Genomic DNA, 19,301 nt, shown 5'->3' with positions numbered 1-19,301 from the left:
CAATTTGATTGGCGGCATAGCCAAGTGGTAAGGCACAGGTCTGCAACACCTTTATCACCGGTTCAAATCCGGTTGCCGCCTCCATTTTAATGATGCGGGTGTAGTTTAGTGGTAAAACCACAGCCTTCCAAGCTGTTGTTGTGAGTTCGATTCTCATCACCCGCTCCATTATGGGCCTATAGCTCAGCTGGTTAGAGCGCACGCCTGATAAGCGTGAGGTCGATGGTTCAAGTCCATTTAGGCCCATCCCAAGAAGCAGAGGAATTTTTCTTCAGCTTCTTTTTTTCGTTTGGCGGGTAACATGCAAAAGCTGACGGGTAAATTAAAATTTTTGACGGGTAAACCCAAGATTTTGACGGGTAAACTCCAACATTCGACGGGTAAAGTAGTAAATCAGACGAGTAACCCGGTAAAAATCCTGGCAAAACCCCAATTCTATATTACAAAAACAAAAAGTGCCTGACACAACCCAATATTTTGGGCTGTGCAGGCACTTTTTTTCGTTATTTACCCTGATTTCCCTTTGGTACTTTGACAGTAGCAGTTTCTCTGATAGTGTTGCCTGCTTTGTCGGTTGCCAAATAGGTAATGGTGTAAACTCGTCCGTTACCATAACCATTTCTTTCGGCGCGAAGACTAAATTCAGTGTCCATTTTTCCGTAGTCAGCATCTTTGATATCATCTTCTGTTGAATTTTCTTCATTGACCGTAATGGATTCCAGTACAACTGAATCAATACCTGAAATAGCATCAGAGGAATCCAGCGTTACTTTAATATTTTCCATCTTATGATTTGGTACAGAAAGCAGCGGTTTATCAACGGTCACTTGAAGCTTTGGTGCCGTTTTATCAATATGAGCATCTAGTGATTGTATATCTTCCGTGTTACCGGATTGATCCACACTGCGGTACTCAAATTGAATTTTTCCTTCAGTAGATAGTGTCACTGGATTGGTATATGTTTTCCATTCCCCTTTATTGATTCTGTATTCTGTTTTACTAACGCCAGATTCGTCATCTGAAGCGTCCAGATTTACAGTCACATCTGAAGTATACCAACCGTTATTACCGGATGTACCGTTCATCTTAGCGGTCGTTACCGGTTTGGTCTTATCCTCGCGGGTAATCGTGACTTCCTTCTCTGCATGGTTTTGCGCCTCATCATCAACAATCAACTTTAACTTATTGTCGCCAAGTGTCAGGCCATCTAAAGAAATTTCAAACTTCCCGCTTTGCTCAAGGGTAACTGGCTGTATTTCAGAAGTTTCCCCGTTGCTGTTTGTTAGCTCATACTTAAGATGAAGCTTGGAGTTAACATCATAATCAAGGCCGAAAACTTCTTCAACAGTTGGTCCAAAGTCAATAAACTTGTCTTCCAGGCTTCCAGTATATTTAAAGCTTGAGCCGCTGGAAGTTATTTGGTCTTCCGCTTTGATAGTTGTCGGAGTCGACTTGACAAACACCGGACCAATCCAATCGTATTCTACAATAGCTGTTCCTAAAAGATTTAGCGTAGTTAACTCTAAAGCAAATACACTGTCAGGAGTTGTTTTCTTTATACCAGTTTCCCACTCGGTATAGCTTCCATTAAATGTGACTGTCTTTGGACCAGTTGATGTAGAAATAGTATTTATTAGATATCCGAGATCTCCACTTCCATAAGGTCCGCTGGTCTGATTTACAGCATCAAAGAGATTGATGTATGTTCTTCTTTGAGAATTCCAGAACTCATAGCGCACTGTCGTGCTTTCAAGTTTGCCGTCCCCGTTAGGCGAGATGACGTCGCTGTCAATCGAGAAGCTCTTAATTCCTGTTGGCGGTGCAAAGTTGGCCGCAAATGGTAAAGTTAAATTTGTTTTTCCATTCGTCAGCTTCACATAGCCAAGGATTTCATTTCCTGACGAGCCAGAACCGGCAGGAACATTTAAGGAAACCTTCAATGTCTTCGTATCTGAACCAGCTAAAGTAAAGCTTGGCTGATCCACTGTTACCGTTGTTCCGGCCAATGTGCCGCTTGCTTTTTTCGTTACTTGAATGTCCACTGTATAATCGCTGGCATTCCCAGTAAGATTTTTTACTATAATATCTCTTGTTACCGTAATCTTACTGCCTGTCGGAACATTACCAAATGTAATCGTACCTTTTAGGTTGTCGTATGTCTTATTGGAAAAAGTAGTCGTGTCCTTCGCATAGGCTAATGCTTCTGTTGTCGCAGCAGCAAGCGGCTGTACCCGCCCAGGTCCTTGGGCAAACACATCATACTTAGCAACATCCAGTTGTTTTGCAGTATTAGAAATCGCCGTTTTAATATCGAACGGACCCCAGTCTGGATGCTGGGATTTCAGTAATGCTGCCACACCCGCTACATGTGGAGTGGCCATGCTTGTCCCGGTAAAGCGCTCATAGGCTTCATCATATTTAGCATCCGGGAAATCCTTTATATAGGCTGGAACGGAGGACATAATATTTGTTCCAGGTGCTGATACGTCCGGCTTCAAATCGAAATTAGGGTTAGCCGGTCCTCTCGAACTGGAGCTATTGATATCATCCCCAGCTGTTAAGCTTGAAGTAATATTGCTAAATGTGACGGTTGCTTTTTTCGTTTGTAAGGCTGTTCTTAAGGCATTTCCATCGGTTGTTGACATATCAAATGCCGGTATAAAGGCAAACGAATCACCAAGAAAAACTCCTGCAGGTGCTGTACCTGTATTGTTATGGATGATCGTTGCGATTGCACCAGCCTTCTTAGCGGCAGCAATTTTATCAACAAATGGAATATTTCCTCCGCGAGAAATAAGCGCTACTTTTCCTTTAACATTTAAGCCTTCAAAATCCTTATCCACACCGTAGTTCGGAACTGCCACAACATCATAAGTTCCTGATAAAATTTTTCCAGGATCACTTCCGTATTTCCAGCCCATTAAATTAAGGTTATATGTGGCAGAAGATGCTCCCTCAACTTGAACATTGACATCGCCTTTCATTGACTTTTCCGGAATAGTGGAGTTCCCAACGGAAATTGCAAACGCGGCAGTTGCCGGTGACCCAATCGTTCCGCGATTTGAACCACTATTACCAGTTGCTACAACGGCAGTTACGCCTGCAAGAGCGGCATTGTTAATCGCAATGGCATCGGACGAAGTGGCAGAATTACTCGTGCTGCCAAGCGATAAGTTGATGACATCCATTTTTTCTTGGACGGCTTTATCAATTGCAGCAATAATGCCGGAGTTTGGCCCGCTGCCGTAAGCACCTAATACCCGGTAGGCATATAGATCGATTTTAGGGGCCAAGCCTTTAATACCATATGGATTTTTCCCTTGTGCAGCAATAATGCCAGCTACGTGTGTACCATGTTCGGTGTAAAATGAGCTGCCGTTAGAATCGAATTCAGCTTTATTGGATGGGCGATCTAGTGGTGACGTTTCATAGGGGTCGTCGCTCGCACGGTCACGAGTGTAATTGGACCGATTAGACTGATCGATGAAGTTATATCCGCCTTTGTATATGCCTTCGAATTCAGGGTGGTAATAGTCAATTCCTGTATCCAAAACAGCTACTTTGACGTTCTGACCTTGATAGCCTAAATCCCAGACGTTTGGAACATTGAGGAATTTCCCTGCAGTGTTTGGATCTTCCGTTGCAGCATCGCTTGGAACGGGGTCGCCTAATGCTTTCATTTCTACGTCAGGCTCGATCATTTTGACCCCATCAAGCTTTAATAGCTGCTTTAGCTGGTTTGCTTTCACTTTAAGGGCCAAGCCATTGAATGTGTAGTCATAGGTAAAACGGTATTTTCCTTTAATTCCTTTGTTGTTTACCTGGTCTTTGAACTTTTTTTGCTGTGCTCTGACTTTTTTCTTTACATTGTCTTCGTCTGTCTTCGTGAATTTCTTTCCTTTGACTTTATGAATTCCTTTTTGAAGAGCAACCGGCATTTCTGATAACTCGACAATGACAGCGACCTCTTCATCGCCCGTTAGGTTCTGTAAATCGGAATGAAATACTGGGCCGTTAAGGGCGGCAGCTTTGTGCTGTGCGATAATTGCTTTCATTTGTGATAGAGCTTCGCTGCTTAATTTGTCGTTTAGCGATGGAGTCTGTTCCGTTGCAGCCGAACCATACATTGGAAAAAATAAAGACAAAATTAATGTGAAAACTAGTAAACTGCTAAATAATTTTTTTTGCTTTGTCACCCTCAAATTATGAAACCCCTTTCATTTTTAAATTTCAATAAACCTAGAGCTGCTGCCTACTGATCACCTCACAATATGTATTAAGGAATAGTTGATTAATATTATGAATATTTGGAAATATTAGTCTACAAGAGTATTATATTACGGGAGTCCAAATAAAAGATAGAATAACATTTCGGGAAACTATGTCTATTTTTGCTGTCGGAAAATGGGGGAAATTAGGGGGAAATGCGGTAATGATTTCCCCTATCTTAAAAGTTAGTAGAATTATCGCGGACTCATTGGGGGATCCAGGCTTATTTCCTTGTTGGCATGGATGGATTGAATTTCGGGTGAGTGCAGCAATTGCCTTATGGCCACAGCAGGAAGGGACATGGCGACACCGTTTAGAGCTGAAGAGTACGTATTGGTAATCTTGTAAGGGATATGGGCACTCTCCAAATACCTTTTAACATCTCTTTGAAACCGGTGATGGCTTTCCTTCACATCCTGCTCCGCCTGTTCTAACGTAAGTGGCACACCCGCCATCTTTGCATGCGCGACCGCTGAACTCGCCGGCGGTGTCCTAAAAACAACAATCACAGACACCACGTTAATACTATTCAAATCAATCATCGGATCAACAAAAACACTAGGATACATCATTTCCTCTCCCTTCATAGAAAGAGTGTCAGGCACCATGTGAAAAATTCACATGGTGCCTGACACCTTTTTCCTTAATATAACAGATACTTATCTCTAGTTTCCATAAATTTTTTCAATCCTGGCTGCCATTCTTTTTTCATTTCTTCGATGGATTTGCCTGTTTCGATTCCGTCGCGGATGGAGCCGTTACCGACAAGCTGGTCGAAGAAGGAGACACCGGCGCTGTTGCGAGCGCGGAACTGGAAGTCATTTGGATACATATCATGAATCGTTTTTACAATGTATAGTCCAGTTTCAAATGGCTTGTAAGCATCACGGTTTGTCACATGGATTTGAATTCCATGGCTCAGCTGGTTCACATTCTTTGAAAATGTTGGTGTGAACGAAGCGGCACGGAATTTCACGCCAGGCAGATGATACGAGTTCAGCTTCGCTGCCAAGTCCGTGCTGTTAATAAACGGAGCCCCGATTAATTCAAACGGCTTCGTTGTACCGCGGCCCTCGGAAACATTGGCAACACCTTCAATCAAGGCTGCGCCCGGATAAACAAGGGCAGTATCCAAAGTTGGCATGTTTGGCGATGGCAGGACAAATTGCAATGGTGTGTCATCGTAATACATGTTTCGTTTCCAGCCGTCCATTTTTACAACCGTTAAATCAGCGCCGATTGCAAATTCTTTGTTAAAAAGTTTCGCCAGTTCGCCGACCGTCATACCGTGGCGGACAGGAATTGGATATTCGCCTACAAAGGAAGAGTATTTGTCTTCAAGAACCGGTCCCTCGACCTTTGTACCGCTGATTGGATTCGGGCGATCGAGGACGATAAACGGAATATTGTTTTCCTTCGCTGCTTCCATCGCCAGTGCCATTGTGTAAATGTAGGTGTAATAGCGGGTTCCGACGTCTTGAATGTCAAACAACAGTACATCCACATCGCTCAGCATTTCCGGGGTCGGCTTTTTCGTTGCGCCGTACAAACTGTAGACAGGAATACCAGTTTTCTCATCGATATATTTTTCTACATACTGCCCGGCCTGAGCATCCCCGCGGACTCCATGCTCCGGACCATAAAGCGCTGTCAGCTCAACATTGGGGTTGTTGTAAAGCAAATCTACGATACTATTAAGGTCCTGGTCGACACCAGTAGGATTGGTGATCAGTCCAACACGTTTACCTTTGATTAAATCCAGCTTGTCCTGCAGGAGTACTTCCACACCTAGGCGGAACTTCTTACTTTTCTTCTCTTTATCGTTTTTGGCGATGGCGGCTGAAACTGTAGAAAGCAGGAGAACCAGCGCCAGCAGCCCAGTCAGTAACTTTTTCAAAAATAAAACCTCCTCTTGATTCCGAAATTGGCGGGGAGGGGTGTTCCCCCGCCGTTGAGATGTAATTTTTTTCTACATAATGTAGGGCTAATTTTACAAAAGACGGTGCCTTTTTTACGTAATTTAAGATCTTTTTTACGAATGTTGGGATAAGATGGATAAACCTTTGGTGTTTTTACAAAATGCAGAACTTATTTTACAAAAATCACTGCCTTTTATTCGAAAACGCAACTCATTTATACAAAGTTTGGAATAATTTAGGCTAGACTCTTTTATTTCCACATAATCGGAAGTCAATTTTACAAAAAACAATCCCAATCTTACGTAAATCAAGCTCAATTGTACAAAGATTGGTAAAAAATCATGGCCTGGTCAATTAATAGCTCAGCCCATGCCCAAATCCATACATCACGCTGCCGTCTTGGTTATAAATCGTCACCGGCAGCTTGCCAACCGGCTGATTCTCACCAAAAATCGTGTTGACAGAAGCTTCGAAGCTTGCCGGACGGAAGCCGTATTGTACCAAGTAGGCATCGACATTTGGATAGGACATTACATCATACGGATTGCGAATCCCGACTGCGATCACTGGGGCATCTGTCGCATCAATTAACTGATTCGTCATCACCATTTGGCTGGCATTCGGTGCACGGCCGCCGACGCTTGATGTATAGGTCCCGACAATAATGGCTTTCGCATCCTTCACCGTAGCCAATTGTGCAGCGGTTAGCGGTCCGGAGGTGTTAATATAAACCACATTGTCATGGTGCTTTTTCACCTCATCCGCAAGGGTATCGACATAATAGCCGGAATAGCCGACAACAGCGATTTTATCCTTTGCAGAAACTTTCAGCGGAAGGGCGGCATTATTTTTTACAAGTGTTATTGATTTTGCTGCGGCTTCTGTTTCAATCGCTTTGTGTTCAGGCGAGCTGACAACCTTCACCGCATTTGCCACCTTTTCCTCAAGGCTGCTGCCAACTTCTTCCTTTACAATCCCTCTGTTTAATTTCAATGTTAAAATTCGCTCTACTGACGCTTCGATTCGATCCATCGAAATGTCGCCGGAATTTACTGCCTCATAAAGTCCCTTTGCTACCGCTTCAATTCCGACTGGCATTAACAGGATATCCGTACCCGCTTTGACTGCACGGATGGCGGCATCAACCGAACCAAAATGGTCAGCAAGCGCACCCATATTCATCGCATCTGTCACGATTACGCCTTTAAAGCCCATTTCCTCGCGCATCAGTCCCGTTAACACTTTATGTGACAGTGTGGCCGGCACAGCAATTTCCGTGCCATCCTTTTTCGAAATCGCCTTCGTATCATCAATTTTCGGGAAGGTAACATGGGCCGTCATAATGGCGTCAATTCCTCCATCCATTGCCTGCTGGAACGGATAAAGTTCCACCTTTTTCAACCGGTCGATATCATATGGAACTTCCGGCAGACCAACATGGGAGTCCACTGCCGTATCGCCGTGACCCGGGAAATGTTTCGCTGTTGAAGCGGTACCGCTTTCGTGCAGCCCTTTAATGTAGGCATTGCCCAAATTCGCCACTAGCTCCGGTGACTCACCGAATGAACGGACACCGATGACTGGGTTATCTGGATTGTTATTAATATCGAGTGAAGGGCCGAAATTCATGTTGATGCCAAGTGCATGCAGCTCTTCGCCGATGGCACGGCCGACTTTTTCTGCTGTTTCTTCAGAGCGTGTCGCCCCAAGCGCCATGTTGCCGGGGAAGTCAGTCCCTGTTTGCAGGCGGGTAACAATACCGCCTTCCTGGTCAATTGAAATCAGCAGCCCATATTTTTCCGCGGCTTCTTGATAAGCATGAACTAGCTTTGTAGTTTGCTCCGCTGTTACTGTATTTTCGCGAAAAAGAATCACGCCGCCAAGATGGTAATCATTCACGAGCTTCGCAATTTCGTCGTTCATGACGGTAACATTTTTTCCCTTCCATGTACGGAAGTCCGGCATCAGCATTTGTCCGACTTTTTCCTCCATCGTCATTTGCTTGATTGCCTCGCCGATTAAGTCATAGCGTGAGCCACTTTCCTTTTTCACAAGAATTTTCTCCTGGTTGCCTTTGTATTGAATGGAAATTCGGTCACTGTATGTTCCATCGCTGACTGAAATAAATGTTTTGCCGTTGTGGCCTTTTAACGTCACTTCCCCGTTCTTGACATCGGCTACATTTTTGTTTGATGACTTCCAGGTTAGATTTTTCGAAGCCAGCATGAAGTCCCCATCTTCATAAACGTGCAGCGGGTTCAGCTGAAGCTTATTGTCTTGCACGTCTCTTGTAACCTGCGGGACGTTCAAGTCAATGACGAGGTCCTTGATGTTTGTAGCAGCCTTTGCTCCCGTAAGAGGAATTCCCGTAACCGCCAGGATAATGGCCAATAGTGAAAAAATAATTTTTTTCATGGATTGCATTTCTCCTCTCTATTTAATGTGGTGCTTATTAGTGAGTTTCACCGGTCTATTAGCGGTTTTTTAAGTTTTATTAGCGATTTACAGCCTTTTATTAGCGAATTCGAGCGTTTTATTAGCGAATCCAACTTCCCCTTTTCTAATAGTTCCGCAACACCCAATCATTTTTCGAAAAATCAAGACCGCTGCCGGAATCAATTTTTGGATCAAGGATATAGATTCCACGACCGTTCACGGAAGAATCCGTTTGGTACACAAACCTTAGCTTCGATGCATCCTTAGGGATCACGATGGATTTCGCTTCCCAGCCATTGCTTGCACCTGTAAACGATGCGAGTCTTTGCCATCCGCCGTCGATCAGCACTTCCACTGCACCATAATCCGCCTGATTTTCAAGCCGGTGCCAAGTGGTAAATGTCAATTTCGCGTCAGCCTCAAGCTTCAAATCAGCTTCCATTACACGATTGATTTTATCGCCGTATCCGGCAAACCATGCAGAACCATTCCCAGGAATCGAAACCTGAATGGCATCAGCAACCTGACGAGCAAACAACCGCCGCGTCTGGTTCGTAGACACCGTAGCTCTCGAAGGATGAACCCGGTTCGTCAGCAAAATCGCAATCGTTTTGTTGTTCGGGCTGACGACAATCGATGTCCCGGTATAGCCCGTATGGCCGAAGGAGTAGGTACCCTCTGATAAAGCGTCCATGTACCAGCCTTGGCCGAGCTCCCAGCCAAGCCCGTGGTCATCACCAGGGAAAGCGGCATTCTGATTTTCCAGCAGCAATTTGACCGTCTCCGGCTTAAGAATTCTTTTTCCACCATACTTGCCGTCGTTGATAAAAATATACGCCAATTTTGCAAGATCCTGAGCAGTTGAGAACACGCCTGCATGTCCGGCGACACCATCGAGCGACCAGGCGTTTTCATCATGAACCTCGCCCCAAACGAGCCCGCGGTTCGGAGTCGCTTGGAATTCTGTAGCGGCAATTCGATTTTTTAACGCAGCTGGCGGATTGTACATCGTATCCTTCATTCCTAACGGTTCCGTAATATGCTCTTTAACGAAAACATCCTGGCGCTGCCCCGATAACTTCTCGATTAAAGCCCCTAGGGTGATCATGTTCAAATCGCTGTATTCATAGTTGGTGCCGGGTGCATTTTTTAACGGCTGATTAAAAACGATTTGAAGACGGTCTTCACGTGAATTCCCTTGTGAATAAAGTGGAATCCAGGCAGTAAATCCAGACGTATGGGTCAAGAGCTGGCGGATCGTAACGTTTTCCTTGCCGTTAGCTGAGAATTCCGGAATATACTTCGCAACAGGGTCATCAAGCTGGAACAAGCCTTTTTCAAAAAGCTGCATCACCGCGGTCGACGTAAAAATTTTACTGATGGATGCCAGGTCAAAAATGGTATTCTCCTGCATGGCAATCGGGTGTTCCATTTCTGTGAACTTGCCATCCGTGTATTTTGCTGCATATCCATAGGCATCGTGCTTCACAATCTGCCCGCCACGCGCGACAAAGGCTACTGCACCGGGCATAACATTTTCCGAAATAGCTTGGTTTAGTATTTGGTCGATTTGCTGGAGAGGGGCTTCCACCATGCCCGCGCCTCTAGCAGAGCCAGGGTGTAGAACGCCGGATGTCGGCAGGATGTTGGAATTCCAGGTGAAAACAGGGTGCGGCTTCTCGGATGGAACATTGGCTTTTTCCTTCTTTTCTATCGGTGGACTCAAAGGGACATCACCTCCTGCAAAGACCGTAGAAGTACCTAGAAAAATAGTACAAACAGAACTGAAAATAAGCGTTTTTCTAATCATATGTCCTCCCCTTATGAATGATTTCAATTGTAAGCGAAAGACGTATGTATCGCAAAACCCGCTGACAGCGCTTCCAATTGATAGTAAAAGCATATCGCCAATCCCACGGCTCCGTCCATGCCACCTAAGACCCATAACCACCAAAAATTAGGTAAAAAGGACCGTGAAGATAGATTTATTTTTTAAAATATTTAGTGAAATGGTGAAATTTTATTTCAAGATGCATGGGGGAAGGTTTTTTAGTGGCGATTTTATAAATCTTACAGTCCAAACCATCAAATCATTACTAGTTCATTTCATCTAAATTAGTAGAAGGAAAGCAGGGGACTAATCTTGTTATTTGTATCCTAATTTTCAGATAATTAGACAAAATTAGCATTTTTATTACAAAAATAGAAGTTTTTCTCCCCGATAATATAACACCTTTTGACCGAAGCTCTTAATAGAATAGTAGTTGTATGCGAAAATACTAGAGGAGTGATGGAGATGAAGAAGAAAAAGATGATGACAGGCCTGATGGCTGCTACACTTTGTGCTAGTTTAGCCACGCCGACTTTAGCAACGAATTCCCCAAATGGAAATTTGACCAATGAAAATCAAGTTTATTCTATTAAAGGGTTTACCGACCATGCGGAAATGATAAAAAGACTCCAGCAAATTGAGAAAAACAGCCAAGGCAGAGTAGCCGTAGAGGTAGTGGGCCAATCGAACCGCGGCAGAGATATTTACAAGGCGCGAGTAGGAAATGGAAAAAAAGTAGTCCTCATTGAAAGTGAAATTCATGGAAATGAAAAGACCGGAACAGAGGCGATTCTGAATCTCCTGCAATATGTTGGGTCTAGCAACTCCACTGAGGCAGAGAAGATTCGAAAAGAAATTACGTTGGTGGTGCTGCCAAAAATGAACCCTGATGCGTCCGAGCTCGACCGACGTGGAAATGATATGTCGTGGGCTGAAGTCATTGCGAAATTCCCGCAGCTTGCTGCAGCATCAAAACCGGCTTGGAATTATTATGCATCGGGAGTAAGACAGGAGAGAGATTATACTGGAAAGCCAGGCTTTGACGTAAACCGTGACTTTAATCCTAATTTAAATTACGCACCTAAAGCAGCAGATTTCCCTGGGGCTTCAGATAGGCCGGGCTGGTACATAACACCAGAGTCGCAAACGGTTAGGGATGTTTATAAGTCGCTGCAAAAAGAATTCGGCAAAGTCGACGTATTCATTGATTTACACCATCAAGGACAATATTATGTAGAGGGTACGGATGATCTTGTAACAATGTCATTATCAGCCGAATTTGTGCCGGACCCGCGGTCTGAAAAAGGGGTCAAGTATGCACAGTATGCTAAAAACTATAACGTTGACTTCTCTAAGCAGCTAAATCTAGCGGCATACAATGCACTTCAATCGATTGGTGAAAACTCAGTGTTTAACAATATTACGCTTTATCAACGAAATTTAGACCTTCCTGGAACAGCTCTTGGGAGCTTTGCCTTAAATGGCAGCGGCACGATTCTTTTTGAAGTAAGAGGGCAGTCTCATACATTAGGGCAAAAGAAGAAAGGGCAATTGGTGAAGGCAGTTGAAACAGGACTTTACGGAATTATTAATGGGGTAGCTGATGGTTCCGTAAATAAATTAAATCCGGAAGACTACGAAAAGATTCCAGAAACAGCCTATCAGCCGTCGCTCTAAGAATTTACTTGATGGATGCATGGAGACGGTACTCCTGTCTCATTTTCATAGCTAATATATAATTAAGGCGCTGTTTCCCGTTATTTTCATAATAGCGGGAGTCAGCGCCTTTTTATGTTTTGTCGAGGGAGGCAGTTAATCATTTATCAGATAAAGAGAATGGCTAGCCCAGTAAAGTTTCTTGGACTTTGTACAAAAACTTTCACCTTGTCACATCTATTGACAAACAATTATGAAAAGTGTATAAGTAATTATTAAGAAAGTTTAGAGGAGTTTTTTGAGTGGTACGATTGAAGGATATTGCGGAGTATGTGGGAGTTTCGATTTCGACTGTTTCGCGTGTGATTCAGAATGACCAGACGCGGAATGTAAACCAGGAGACGAAGAATAAGATTTGGCAGGCTGTTAAAGAGCTTGGGTATGTTCCGAATCAGCATGCGCGTAATCTGGTGAATAACAAGCAGGAGAAAACGAATACGAGAACTATGAAAATCGGCTGGGTGGCCAATCCTACACAGGCGGAAACAAACCCATATTTTGCAACCATATATCGAGGGATTCGTGACACCCTAACGGTTAATGATTACACCCTCATCAGCATTACTAAGGATGAACTGGAAAATGAGGCATTGCTGCTGGAGACCATTCATGATCTTGGGATTGAAGGGCTCTTGTTAATTGACAAAATTGATGACAGTCTAATTCAGTACATTCAGAAAACAATTCCATTAGTCGGGCTGGATTTCTTCTATACTGATAAAAATATTGCGGTTATCGATTATGATCGTGAAGCAGCAATGAAAGCGGTCGTTCAGCAGCTCGTCAGCCAGGGGCATCGTGATATCGGCTTTATTGGCGGCGGCATTAATGGCGATTATCAGGATCTTCACAATGAATTTCGTTACAAAGGCTTTGTGGCGGCGATGAAAGAAGCGGGACTTGAATTACATCCTGAATGGATTATTAATACCAAGTGGAAAATGGAAAACAGCTATGAGGCAATGAACCAGCTGATTCAGAGAAATACGGCGAATTTGCCAACTGCTATGGTTTGTGCCAGTGACCTGATGGCTCTTGCTGCGATGCGGGCGGTTATCGAAAATAAACTCAACATCCCCAAGGATATGGCATTTTTTGGTGTAGATAATATTGAAATGAGCAAATACTCATCACCGCCGCTTTCGACGGTAGAGATTCCAAAGTATGAAATGGGAAGTATGGCAGCGAAAACTATTATGGAAATGGTAGAAGGGAAAATTACTCTCCCAATCAAGATGACATTGCCCTTTGAATTGGTAATTCGTGATTCATCATTAATAAAACGGACCTAAGCGGTTCTTTTTTTTAAAAGCTTCGGAAAACGTTTGGATAATATACGGAAAATTTTCCGCAAGATATATAAATATGAGAGGGGAAATCAACATGAAAACAATGACGGCGATTTTAATTGGGGCTGGTGACAGAGGAGCGAGGGCATATGCTCCGTATGCCTTGGCATATCCAAATGAAGTAAAGATTGTCGGGATTGCCGAACCGTGGAAGGAAAGAAGATCGAGATTGCAGGAAACACATAACATTCCTGCTGAACATTGTTATGAGTCATGGGAAGAGGTTCTCGGCCTTGAACAAAAAATGGCCGACATTGCTATTATCTGCACCCTCGACCGGAATCATTTCAAACCAACTATGAAAGCGTTGGAACTCGGATATCATGTTCTTCTGGAAAAACCAATGTCCCCGGATCCGCTTGAATGTATTGCCATGGAACAGGCTGCGAAAAAGTATAACAGGCAGCTGACTATATGTCATGTTCTAAGATATACCGATTTTTGGTCAACTATCAAAAAGATCATTGACCGAGGCGATATTGGCGAGATTGTCTCGCTGCAGCTAAACGAAAATGTGGAATATATGCATATGTCACACAGCTTTGTCCGTGGCAATTGGAGTAATAAAGAAAAGTCAAGTCCAATGATTCTTCAGAAATCATGTCATGATATGGACATTATTTCATTTTTAATGGGCAAGGAGTGTAAGCGGATTAGTTCCTATGGTTCACTGATGCATTTTAAAGAAGAAAATGCCCCGGCAGGCGCACCACAAAGATGCTTGGACGGATGTCCCGCGGAGTTGGAATGTCCATTTCATGCTGGCAGATATTATCTAGGTGAAGGGAAGGGCTGGGCTAAGAAATTTACGGAAGATTGCACTAACGAAGGAATCATTAAGGCACTGCAAAAAACTCCATATGGAAAATGTGTGTACCGCTCAGATAATAATGTTGTGGACCACCAGGTGGTTAACATGGAATTTGAAGGTGGTGCGACGGCAACATTCAGCATGTCTGCTTTCACCAGAGAACAAACGAGGATTGTTCAAATCATGGGAACAAAGGGTGAAATTCGCGGAAACATGGAACAAAACAGTATTTCCATCTTTGATTTTTTGACCAAGCATGAAACCATCATTCATCTTGACAGCCCTGTGGGTGGACACGGCGGTGGTGACCATGGCATCATGAGAACTTTTCTCCGTGAAATTAAGCTTGGCAGGAGTGAGGACGGGGTATCCTCTACAGCAGCATCGGTACGCAGCCATTTGATGGCATTTGCGGCAGAAGATTCACGATTAAATATGGGACAATCGATTGCCATCGATGATTATTATCAAAAGTTGATAAAAGAACTCAACGTATAACATGATTGTTTGCACCACAAATTGTGGTGAATCAATATAAATTTAAGGAAAACGTTTTGAGTGGAGGTGGAAATCGTTATCCATAAAAAATTTTAATATAAATATGCGGAATATTCAAAAGTGCAACTCGATTAAAAACTATGAAACTATTAGGGAAGAAGGGAAATGGAATGAAAAAATGGTTAACCATGCTTTTAACAGTAGTCCTAGGGTTAATGGGGCTTGCGGGCTGCAGTGACAGCGATCAGGCTTCAGGTGATGGAAAAGTAGAAATCACATATGGTATTTGGGATAAAAAACAGCTTCCTGCCATTAATGAGATAATCAAACAATTTACCGAAAAAAACCCGAATATTAAGGTGAAAACTGAGATTACTCCCTATGGACAATATTTTCAAAAGCTTGAAACAGCAGCAACTGGCGGTGCATTACCGGATGTTTTGTGGATGAACGGTGCACATGTTGTTCAATATGCGGAAGGAAAAGTCATTCTTCCACTAAGCGACATGGCACAAAAGGATAATTATAGCTTGGATAATTATCCGAAATCATTAATAGACCTTTACACTGTAGGTGGAAAGGTATACGGAATTCCAAAAGATTACGATACAACGGGCCTCTGGTATAACAAGAAGATTTTTGATGAAGCCGGAGTATCATACCCGGATGAAACATGGGATTGGAACAAGTTAAAAGAAGCTGCGAAAAAGCTGACAAACAAGGACAAGGGCATTTGGGGATATGCTTCATTAATGGGAAACCAAGGCGGATACTATGATTTTATTTGGCAAAATGGCGGCTACATCATTTCAGATGATGGCAAATCAGTTGGGTTTGATCAGCCTGAAGCAATCGAGGCACTGAAATATAATATTAGTTTTATTAAAGAAGGTTTATCTCCAACACAAGCACAAATGACGGAAACAGCAGCATCTGAATTATTTTCTTCAGGAAAAGTGGCAATGATGTTCGATGGTCCCTGGATGGTACCGGAATATAAGAAAAACCCGGATTTAGACGTGGCGGTTGTACCTAAAGGAAAGAAACGCGCAGTTGCGATTCATGGTTTAGCAAATGTAATTGCGGCAAATACAAAGCATAAAGATGCCGCATGGAAGTTTGTTCAATTCTTAGGGTCTAAAGAAGCAGCGGAAGTCTATGCAAAGACTGGCACAGTTATTCCAGCCTTTAATGGTACACAGGATGCTTGGGAAAAATCAGTCCCGAATTTAAATCTTAAAGCCTTTATTGATGGTGCAGACTACTCTGTACCGCTGCCAAGTGTAAAAAATACTGGTGCTATTTGGCAATATGAGACAGATATCCTAAAAAAGGCTTGGAGCGAAGAGGTAAGTGTTGAGGATGCTGTTAAAGAATTAACGACCAAAGCTAACGAAGAACTTAATAAGTAATAACAATGGAAGCGAAGAAGCCCTTTTCTTCTCTTCCATTCTTGAAAGGGAGGGAAAGCAGTGAGAGAGGTGCCTCTTCAAAAAGATGTAAAAACCCCAAAAAAATTAAAGGTTACTAGCTTAACAAAAACACGGAAGCGTTCGGATTATCTTTGGGCCTATTTGATGATTGCTCCGACGATGCTTGGACTGTTTATTTTTTACCTTTGGCCTATCATCCAGACATTCTACTACAGTTTTACCGAATGGGGCGCGTTTGGCCAGTATGAGTGGACTGGGCTTGATAATTATAAGCGGATGCTTGGGGATTTAAACCTGCTGCAATCTTTTAAAAATACCGGCATTTATATCATTTTTACGGTACCAGTTGGTATTTTTCTATCAATTATCGTTGCAGTTCTCTTAAATCAAAAAATAAAGGGTAAATCGATCTACCGAACATTATATTTTCTGCCTGTCATTACGATGCCGGCAGCCATCGCCATGGTATGGAAATGGATTTATAACGCAGATTACGGTTTGCTTAATTATTTATTATCTTTAGTCGGAATCAAAGGACCCCATTGGGTCAGTGACCCGAACATTGCTCTTTATTCGATTATTGTCGTGGCGATTTGGAGCGGTATTGGTTATAACATGGTTATTTTCCTTTCTGGACTGCAAGGGATTCCGAAAATGTACTATGAAGCTGCTGAGATCGACGGCGCCGGTCCGTTTAGGGTTTTCTTTAAAATTACATTGCCGCTGCTTTCACCTGTCATTTTCTTTGTTTCAATTATGTCACTAATCGGTGCCTTCCAAGTGTTTGACTTGATTTTCATGATGATTGGTAAAGGCAGCACAGCCGTTGAAAGTACACAATCAATTGTGTATTTATTTTACCAGCATGCCTTTGTATTGAATGAAAAGGGATATGCTGCTGCCATCGCTGTTCTTCTGTTAATTGTGATTTTAATAATTACGGCGATTCAGATGGTTTTACAGAAGAAGTGGGTTCATTATGAATAAAGGAAGTGGTCCGATTGGAAAGAACAAAACAGCTTGTAACTAGTAAAACATTCCTGATCCATTTTATTCTCATTGTTGGATCGGTGGCAATGGTCGTGCCTTTTCTATGGATGATCCTTACCTCGTTAAAAACCTATGCAGAGTCTATTCATGTTCCCCCCGTCATTATTCCGGAGAACCTGCAATGGGGAAACTATAAAGAGGTATTTGGGCTGCTTCCATTTTTTAAATTTACGTATAATACCGTGATAATAACGGTAATTCGTACAGTCGGTCAGCTGTTTCTCTGCTCTTTAGCGGCCTACGCTTTCGCCCGAATTGACTTTCCCGGCAAGAACTTCCTGTTTTTATTAGCGTTAACGGTATTAATGGTACCCGGGCAAGTATTCTTACTGCCGCAATATATGATTATGGTAAAATTAGGGTGGTTGAATTCCTTACAGGCTGTTATTGTACCGGGCTTATTCAGTGCGTTCGGTACATTCCTCCTGCGGCAATTCTTTATGGGACTACCGAAGGAATTGGAAGAGGCGGCCAGGCTGGATGGCTGCAACCATTTCCAAATTTACTGGAGGATTATGCTTCCGCTTGCAAAGCCAGGTTTAATCGCATTAGGTATTTTCACCACTCTTTGGAGCTGGAATGAATTGATGTGGCCAATGATTGTCAATAGTTCTCCAGAATCTATGACCCTGTCAGTCGGATTATCTTCGCTCCAAGGTCAATACTTAACGAACTATCCGGTTCTTATGGCCGGTTCCTTTTTAGCCATTTTGCCAATGTTGATTCTGTTCATGTTCCTGCAAAAACAATTCATTGAAGGCATTGCGGTAACCGGTGGAAAATAATAAGGGTCTGTTCGGAGGTTAAAGCACTGCAATCTTTCTAAATCGTTGGGTTGACCCTATAACTTGGTGTGTTATAATAAAGTAACGATACTCATAGCTAAGATCTATGAGTTTTTTTAAAATATAAGTTGTACCAACAACCCATCATTATTAGATGAAACAGGAGGGGTGTAGAAAATATGAAAAAAGCCATCGGTATTGATATTGGCGGAACCAAAATTGCCGCAGGCATCATTTCAGAAACGGGCGAGTTGCTGCAGCGTGCTGAGGCCAAAAGCGATCCATCGGACAAAGAAAAGATGTTTACGAGAGTAGTAGAAGCGGTTCAAAAAGTCCTTAGAGATTCCTCCCTTTCCGTCGCCGACCTCGAGGGCATTGGTGCGGGTGTGCCAGGCAAGGTGGACCGGGAGCAGGGGATTGCCGTTTTTCAAAATAATCTTCCATGGGCTCAGTTCCCCATTGCCGCACGGCTGCGGGAACAGTTTGGGATAAAGCGAATAACCATTGATAATGATGTCTACATGGCGGCCTTTGCGGAGTGGAAGGCGGCTGAAGCGAAGCCCGACGAAACCTTTGTTTATTTCACTATTAGCACCGGTATCTCCTGCTCAATTATTCACCAAGGACAGTTTTTCCGCGGGGCTGGTTTTGCGGGTGAAGCAGGTTTAATTCCCATTCTGTCAAAAGCCGCCGGGAATAAGCTTGAGCGGCTGGAAAAGGCCTCAGCGGGACCGGCAATTGGAGCATTAACTCGAAAAAAGCTTCAATCCCCGGACCTGACAACGAAGGATGTCTTTGAACAATATCTAGCTGGCATACCCGAGTATCGGTCAATCATCGATGAAGTAACAGACAATTGGGTGCAGGGCCTTTACGCCATTTCCTGCCTGCTCGACCCGCACAAACTCGTGTTTGGCGGCAGTGTTATCGCGAACAATCCGTTCCTGCTTGATCTCATCAAGGAAAAACTAAAAGCCTATCAGATTCCCGAACAGCAGCATTTATTAAACAATCTGTCGGTCAGCGCCATCAAACAAAACAACGGTGTTGTCGGTGCGGGACTGCGGGTATTTGAAGAAATTTAAACACGTGAACTTATCGCGGATCAAGTGCTCGAATTCGCCGATAACTGTGCGTAAATCGCCGATATAGTCACTTGAATCGCCGATAAAGCCTCCCGTTTCGCCGTTATCGATCGAAAATT

Annotated in this window: 12 protein-coding genes and 4 tRNA genes (1 of these 16 only partly in view); 11 read left to right on the top strand and 5 right to left on the bottom strand. The window is 43.3% G+C overall.

Translation table 11 applies throughout. The annotated features are described in order from the left end of the window. From A6749_RS08375 to A6749_RS08360, 4 genes are all read left to right on the top strand, one after another. Positions 1 to 2: transfer RNA gene (locus A6749_RS08375), tRNA-Gly, on the top strand; it begins 73 nt to the left of the window's first position. Between the two features lie 8 nt (positions 3 to 10). Continuing rightward, positions 11 to 84: transfer RNA gene (locus tag A6749_RS08370), tRNA-Cys, on the top strand. Between the two features lie 10 nt (positions 85 to 94). Beyond that, positions 95 to 168: transfer RNA gene (locus A6749_RS08365), tRNA-Gly, on the top strand. A 4-nt stretch (positions 169 to 172) separates the two neighbouring features. Beyond that, a tRNA-Ile gene (locus A6749_RS08360) sits at positions 173 to 246 on the top strand. Positions 247 to 503: 257 nt separating this feature from the next. Here the strand turns inward: A6749_RS08360 and A6749_RS08355 are convergent. The 5 genes from A6749_RS08355 to A6749_RS08335 all read right to left on the bottom strand — a co-directional run bounded on the left by A6749_RS08355 (position 504) and on the right by A6749_RS08335 (position 10,434). Further along, positions 504 to 4,196, bottom strand: a complete 3,693-nt coding sequence (locus A6749_RS08355; protein WP_236719775.1) for a S8 family serine peptidase — start codon at positions 4,194 to 4,196, stop codon at positions 504 to 506. 267 nt (positions 4,197 to 4,463) lie between these two features. Next, positions 4,464 to 4,841 carry a protease inhibitor I9 family protein gene (locus A6749_RS08350; protein WP_164745707.1) on the bottom strand — a complete coding sequence of 126 codons (378 nt, stop codon included), beginning with the start codon at positions 4,839 to 4,841 and terminating at the stop codon, positions 4,464 to 4,466. A gap of 71 nt (positions 4,842 to 4,912) precedes the next feature. Continuing rightward, positions 4,913 to 6,166 (bottom strand): exo-beta-N-acetylmuramidase NamZ family protein, encoded by a 1,254-nt coding sequence (locus tag A6749_RS08345; RefSeq protein ID WP_066387940.1) that lies wholly within the window; start codon positions 6,164 to 6,166, stop codon positions 4,913 to 4,915. A 376-nt stretch (positions 6,167 to 6,542) separates the two neighbouring features. Continuing rightward, positions 6,543 to 8,612 carry a glycoside hydrolase family 3 protein gene (locus A6749_RS08340; RefSeq protein WP_066387931.1) on the bottom strand — a complete coding sequence of 690 codons (2,070 nt, stop codon included), beginning with the start codon at positions 8,610 to 8,612 and terminating at the stop codon, positions 6,543 to 6,545. A 136-nt stretch (positions 8,613 to 8,748) separates the two neighbouring features. Continuing rightward, positions 8,749 to 10,434, bottom strand: coding sequence for a serine hydrolase domain-containing protein (locus tag A6749_RS08335; RefSeq protein ID WP_066387927.1), 1,686 nt, complete (start codon positions 10,432 to 10,434; stop codon positions 8,749 to 8,751). Positions 10,435 to 10,920: 486 nt separating this feature from the next. Between A6749_RS08335 and A6749_RS08330 the strand changes: the two genes are divergently transcribed. The 7 genes from A6749_RS08330 (at position 10,921) to A6749_RS08300 (ending at position 19,182) form a co-directional block, all read left to right on the top strand. After that, a complete protein-coding gene (locus A6749_RS08330; RefSeq protein ID WP_066387926.1) occupies positions 10,921 to 12,132 on the top strand; it encodes a M14 family zinc carboxypeptidase in 1,212 nt (403 codons plus the stop codon). Positions 12,133 to 12,413: 281 nt separating this feature from the next. Further along, positions 12,414 to 13,463, top strand: a complete 1,050-nt coding sequence (locus A6749_RS08325; protein ID WP_066387923.1) for a LacI family DNA-binding transcriptional regulator — start codon at positions 12,414 to 12,416, stop codon at positions 13,461 to 13,463. A 91-nt stretch (positions 13,464 to 13,554) separates the two neighbouring features. Then, positions 13,555 to 14,829, top strand: coding sequence for a Gfo/Idh/MocA family protein (locus A6749_RS08320; RefSeq protein ID WP_066387921.1), 1,275 nt, complete (start codon positions 13,555 to 13,557; stop codon positions 14,827 to 14,829). A gap of 170 nt (positions 14,830 to 14,999) precedes the next feature. Next, on the top strand, positions 15,000 to 16,241 hold the full coding sequence (locus A6749_RS08315) for an ABC transporter substrate-binding protein (protein WP_066387918.1): 1,242 nt from the start codon (positions 15,000 to 15,002) through the stop codon (positions 16,239 to 16,241). A 60-nt stretch (positions 16,242 to 16,301) separates the two neighbouring features. Continuing rightward, positions 16,302 to 17,249: a carbohydrate ABC transporter permease gene (locus A6749_RS08310; protein WP_066387915.1), complete on the top strand. Its 948-nt coding sequence runs from the start codon at positions 16,302 to 16,304 to the stop codon at positions 17,247 to 17,249. Between the two features lie 89 nt (positions 17,250 to 17,338). Then, positions 17,339 to 18,097: a carbohydrate ABC transporter permease gene (locus A6749_RS08305; RefSeq protein ID WP_236719773.1), complete on the top strand. Its 759-nt coding sequence runs from the start codon at positions 17,339 to 17,341 to the stop codon at positions 18,095 to 18,097. A 179-nt stretch (positions 18,098 to 18,276) separates the two neighbouring features. Continuing rightward, positions 18,277 to 19,182: an ROK family protein gene (locus tag A6749_RS08300; RefSeq protein WP_066387909.1), complete on the top strand. Its 906-nt coding sequence runs from the start codon at positions 18,277 to 18,279 to the stop codon at positions 19,180 to 19,182. Positions 19,183 to 19,301 lie beyond the last annotated feature (119 nt).

Source organism: Neobacillus mesonae, from assembly GCF_001636315.1.
Lineage (GTDB): Bacteria > Bacillota > Bacilli > Bacillales > Cytobacillaceae > Neobacillus > Neobacillus mesonae.
The sequence above is the reverse complement of the archived record's forward strand: the minus strand, read 5'-3'. Positions and strand labels throughout refer to the sequence as shown.

Bases quoted from the DNA above. Each gene is read 5' to 3' on its own strand.
- A6749_RS08300 (WP_066387909.1), top strand. From the start codon at position 18,277: ATGAAAAAAGCCATCGGTATTGATATTGGCGGAACCAAAATTGCCGCA.
- A6749_RS08315 (WP_066387918.1), top strand. From the start codon at position 15,000: ATGAAAAAATGGTTAACCATGCTTTTAACAGTAGTCCTAGGGTTAATG.
- A6749_RS08330 (WP_066387926.1), top strand. From the start codon at position 10,921: ATGAAGAAGAAAAAGATGATGACAGGCCTGATGGCTGCTACACTTTGT.
- A6749_RS08320 (WP_066387921.1), top strand. From the start codon at position 13,555: ATGAAAACAATGACGGCGATTTTAATTGGGGCTGGTGACAGAGGAGCG.
- A6749_RS08340 (WP_066387931.1), bottom strand. From the start codon at position 8,612: ATGCAATCCATGAAAAAAATTATTTTTTCACTATTGGCCATTATCCTG.
- A6749_RS08350 (WP_164745707.1), bottom strand. From the start codon at position 4,841: ATGATGTATCCTAGTGTTTTTGTTGATCCGATGATTGATTTGAATAGT.
- A6749_RS08335 (WP_066387927.1), bottom strand. From the start codon at position 10,434: ATGATTAGAAAAACGCTTATTTTCAGTTCTGTTTGTACTATTTTTCTA.
- A6749_RS08305 (WP_236719773.1), top strand. From the start codon at position 17,339: ATGGTCGTGCCTTTTCTATGGATGATCCTTACCTCGTTAAAAACCTAT.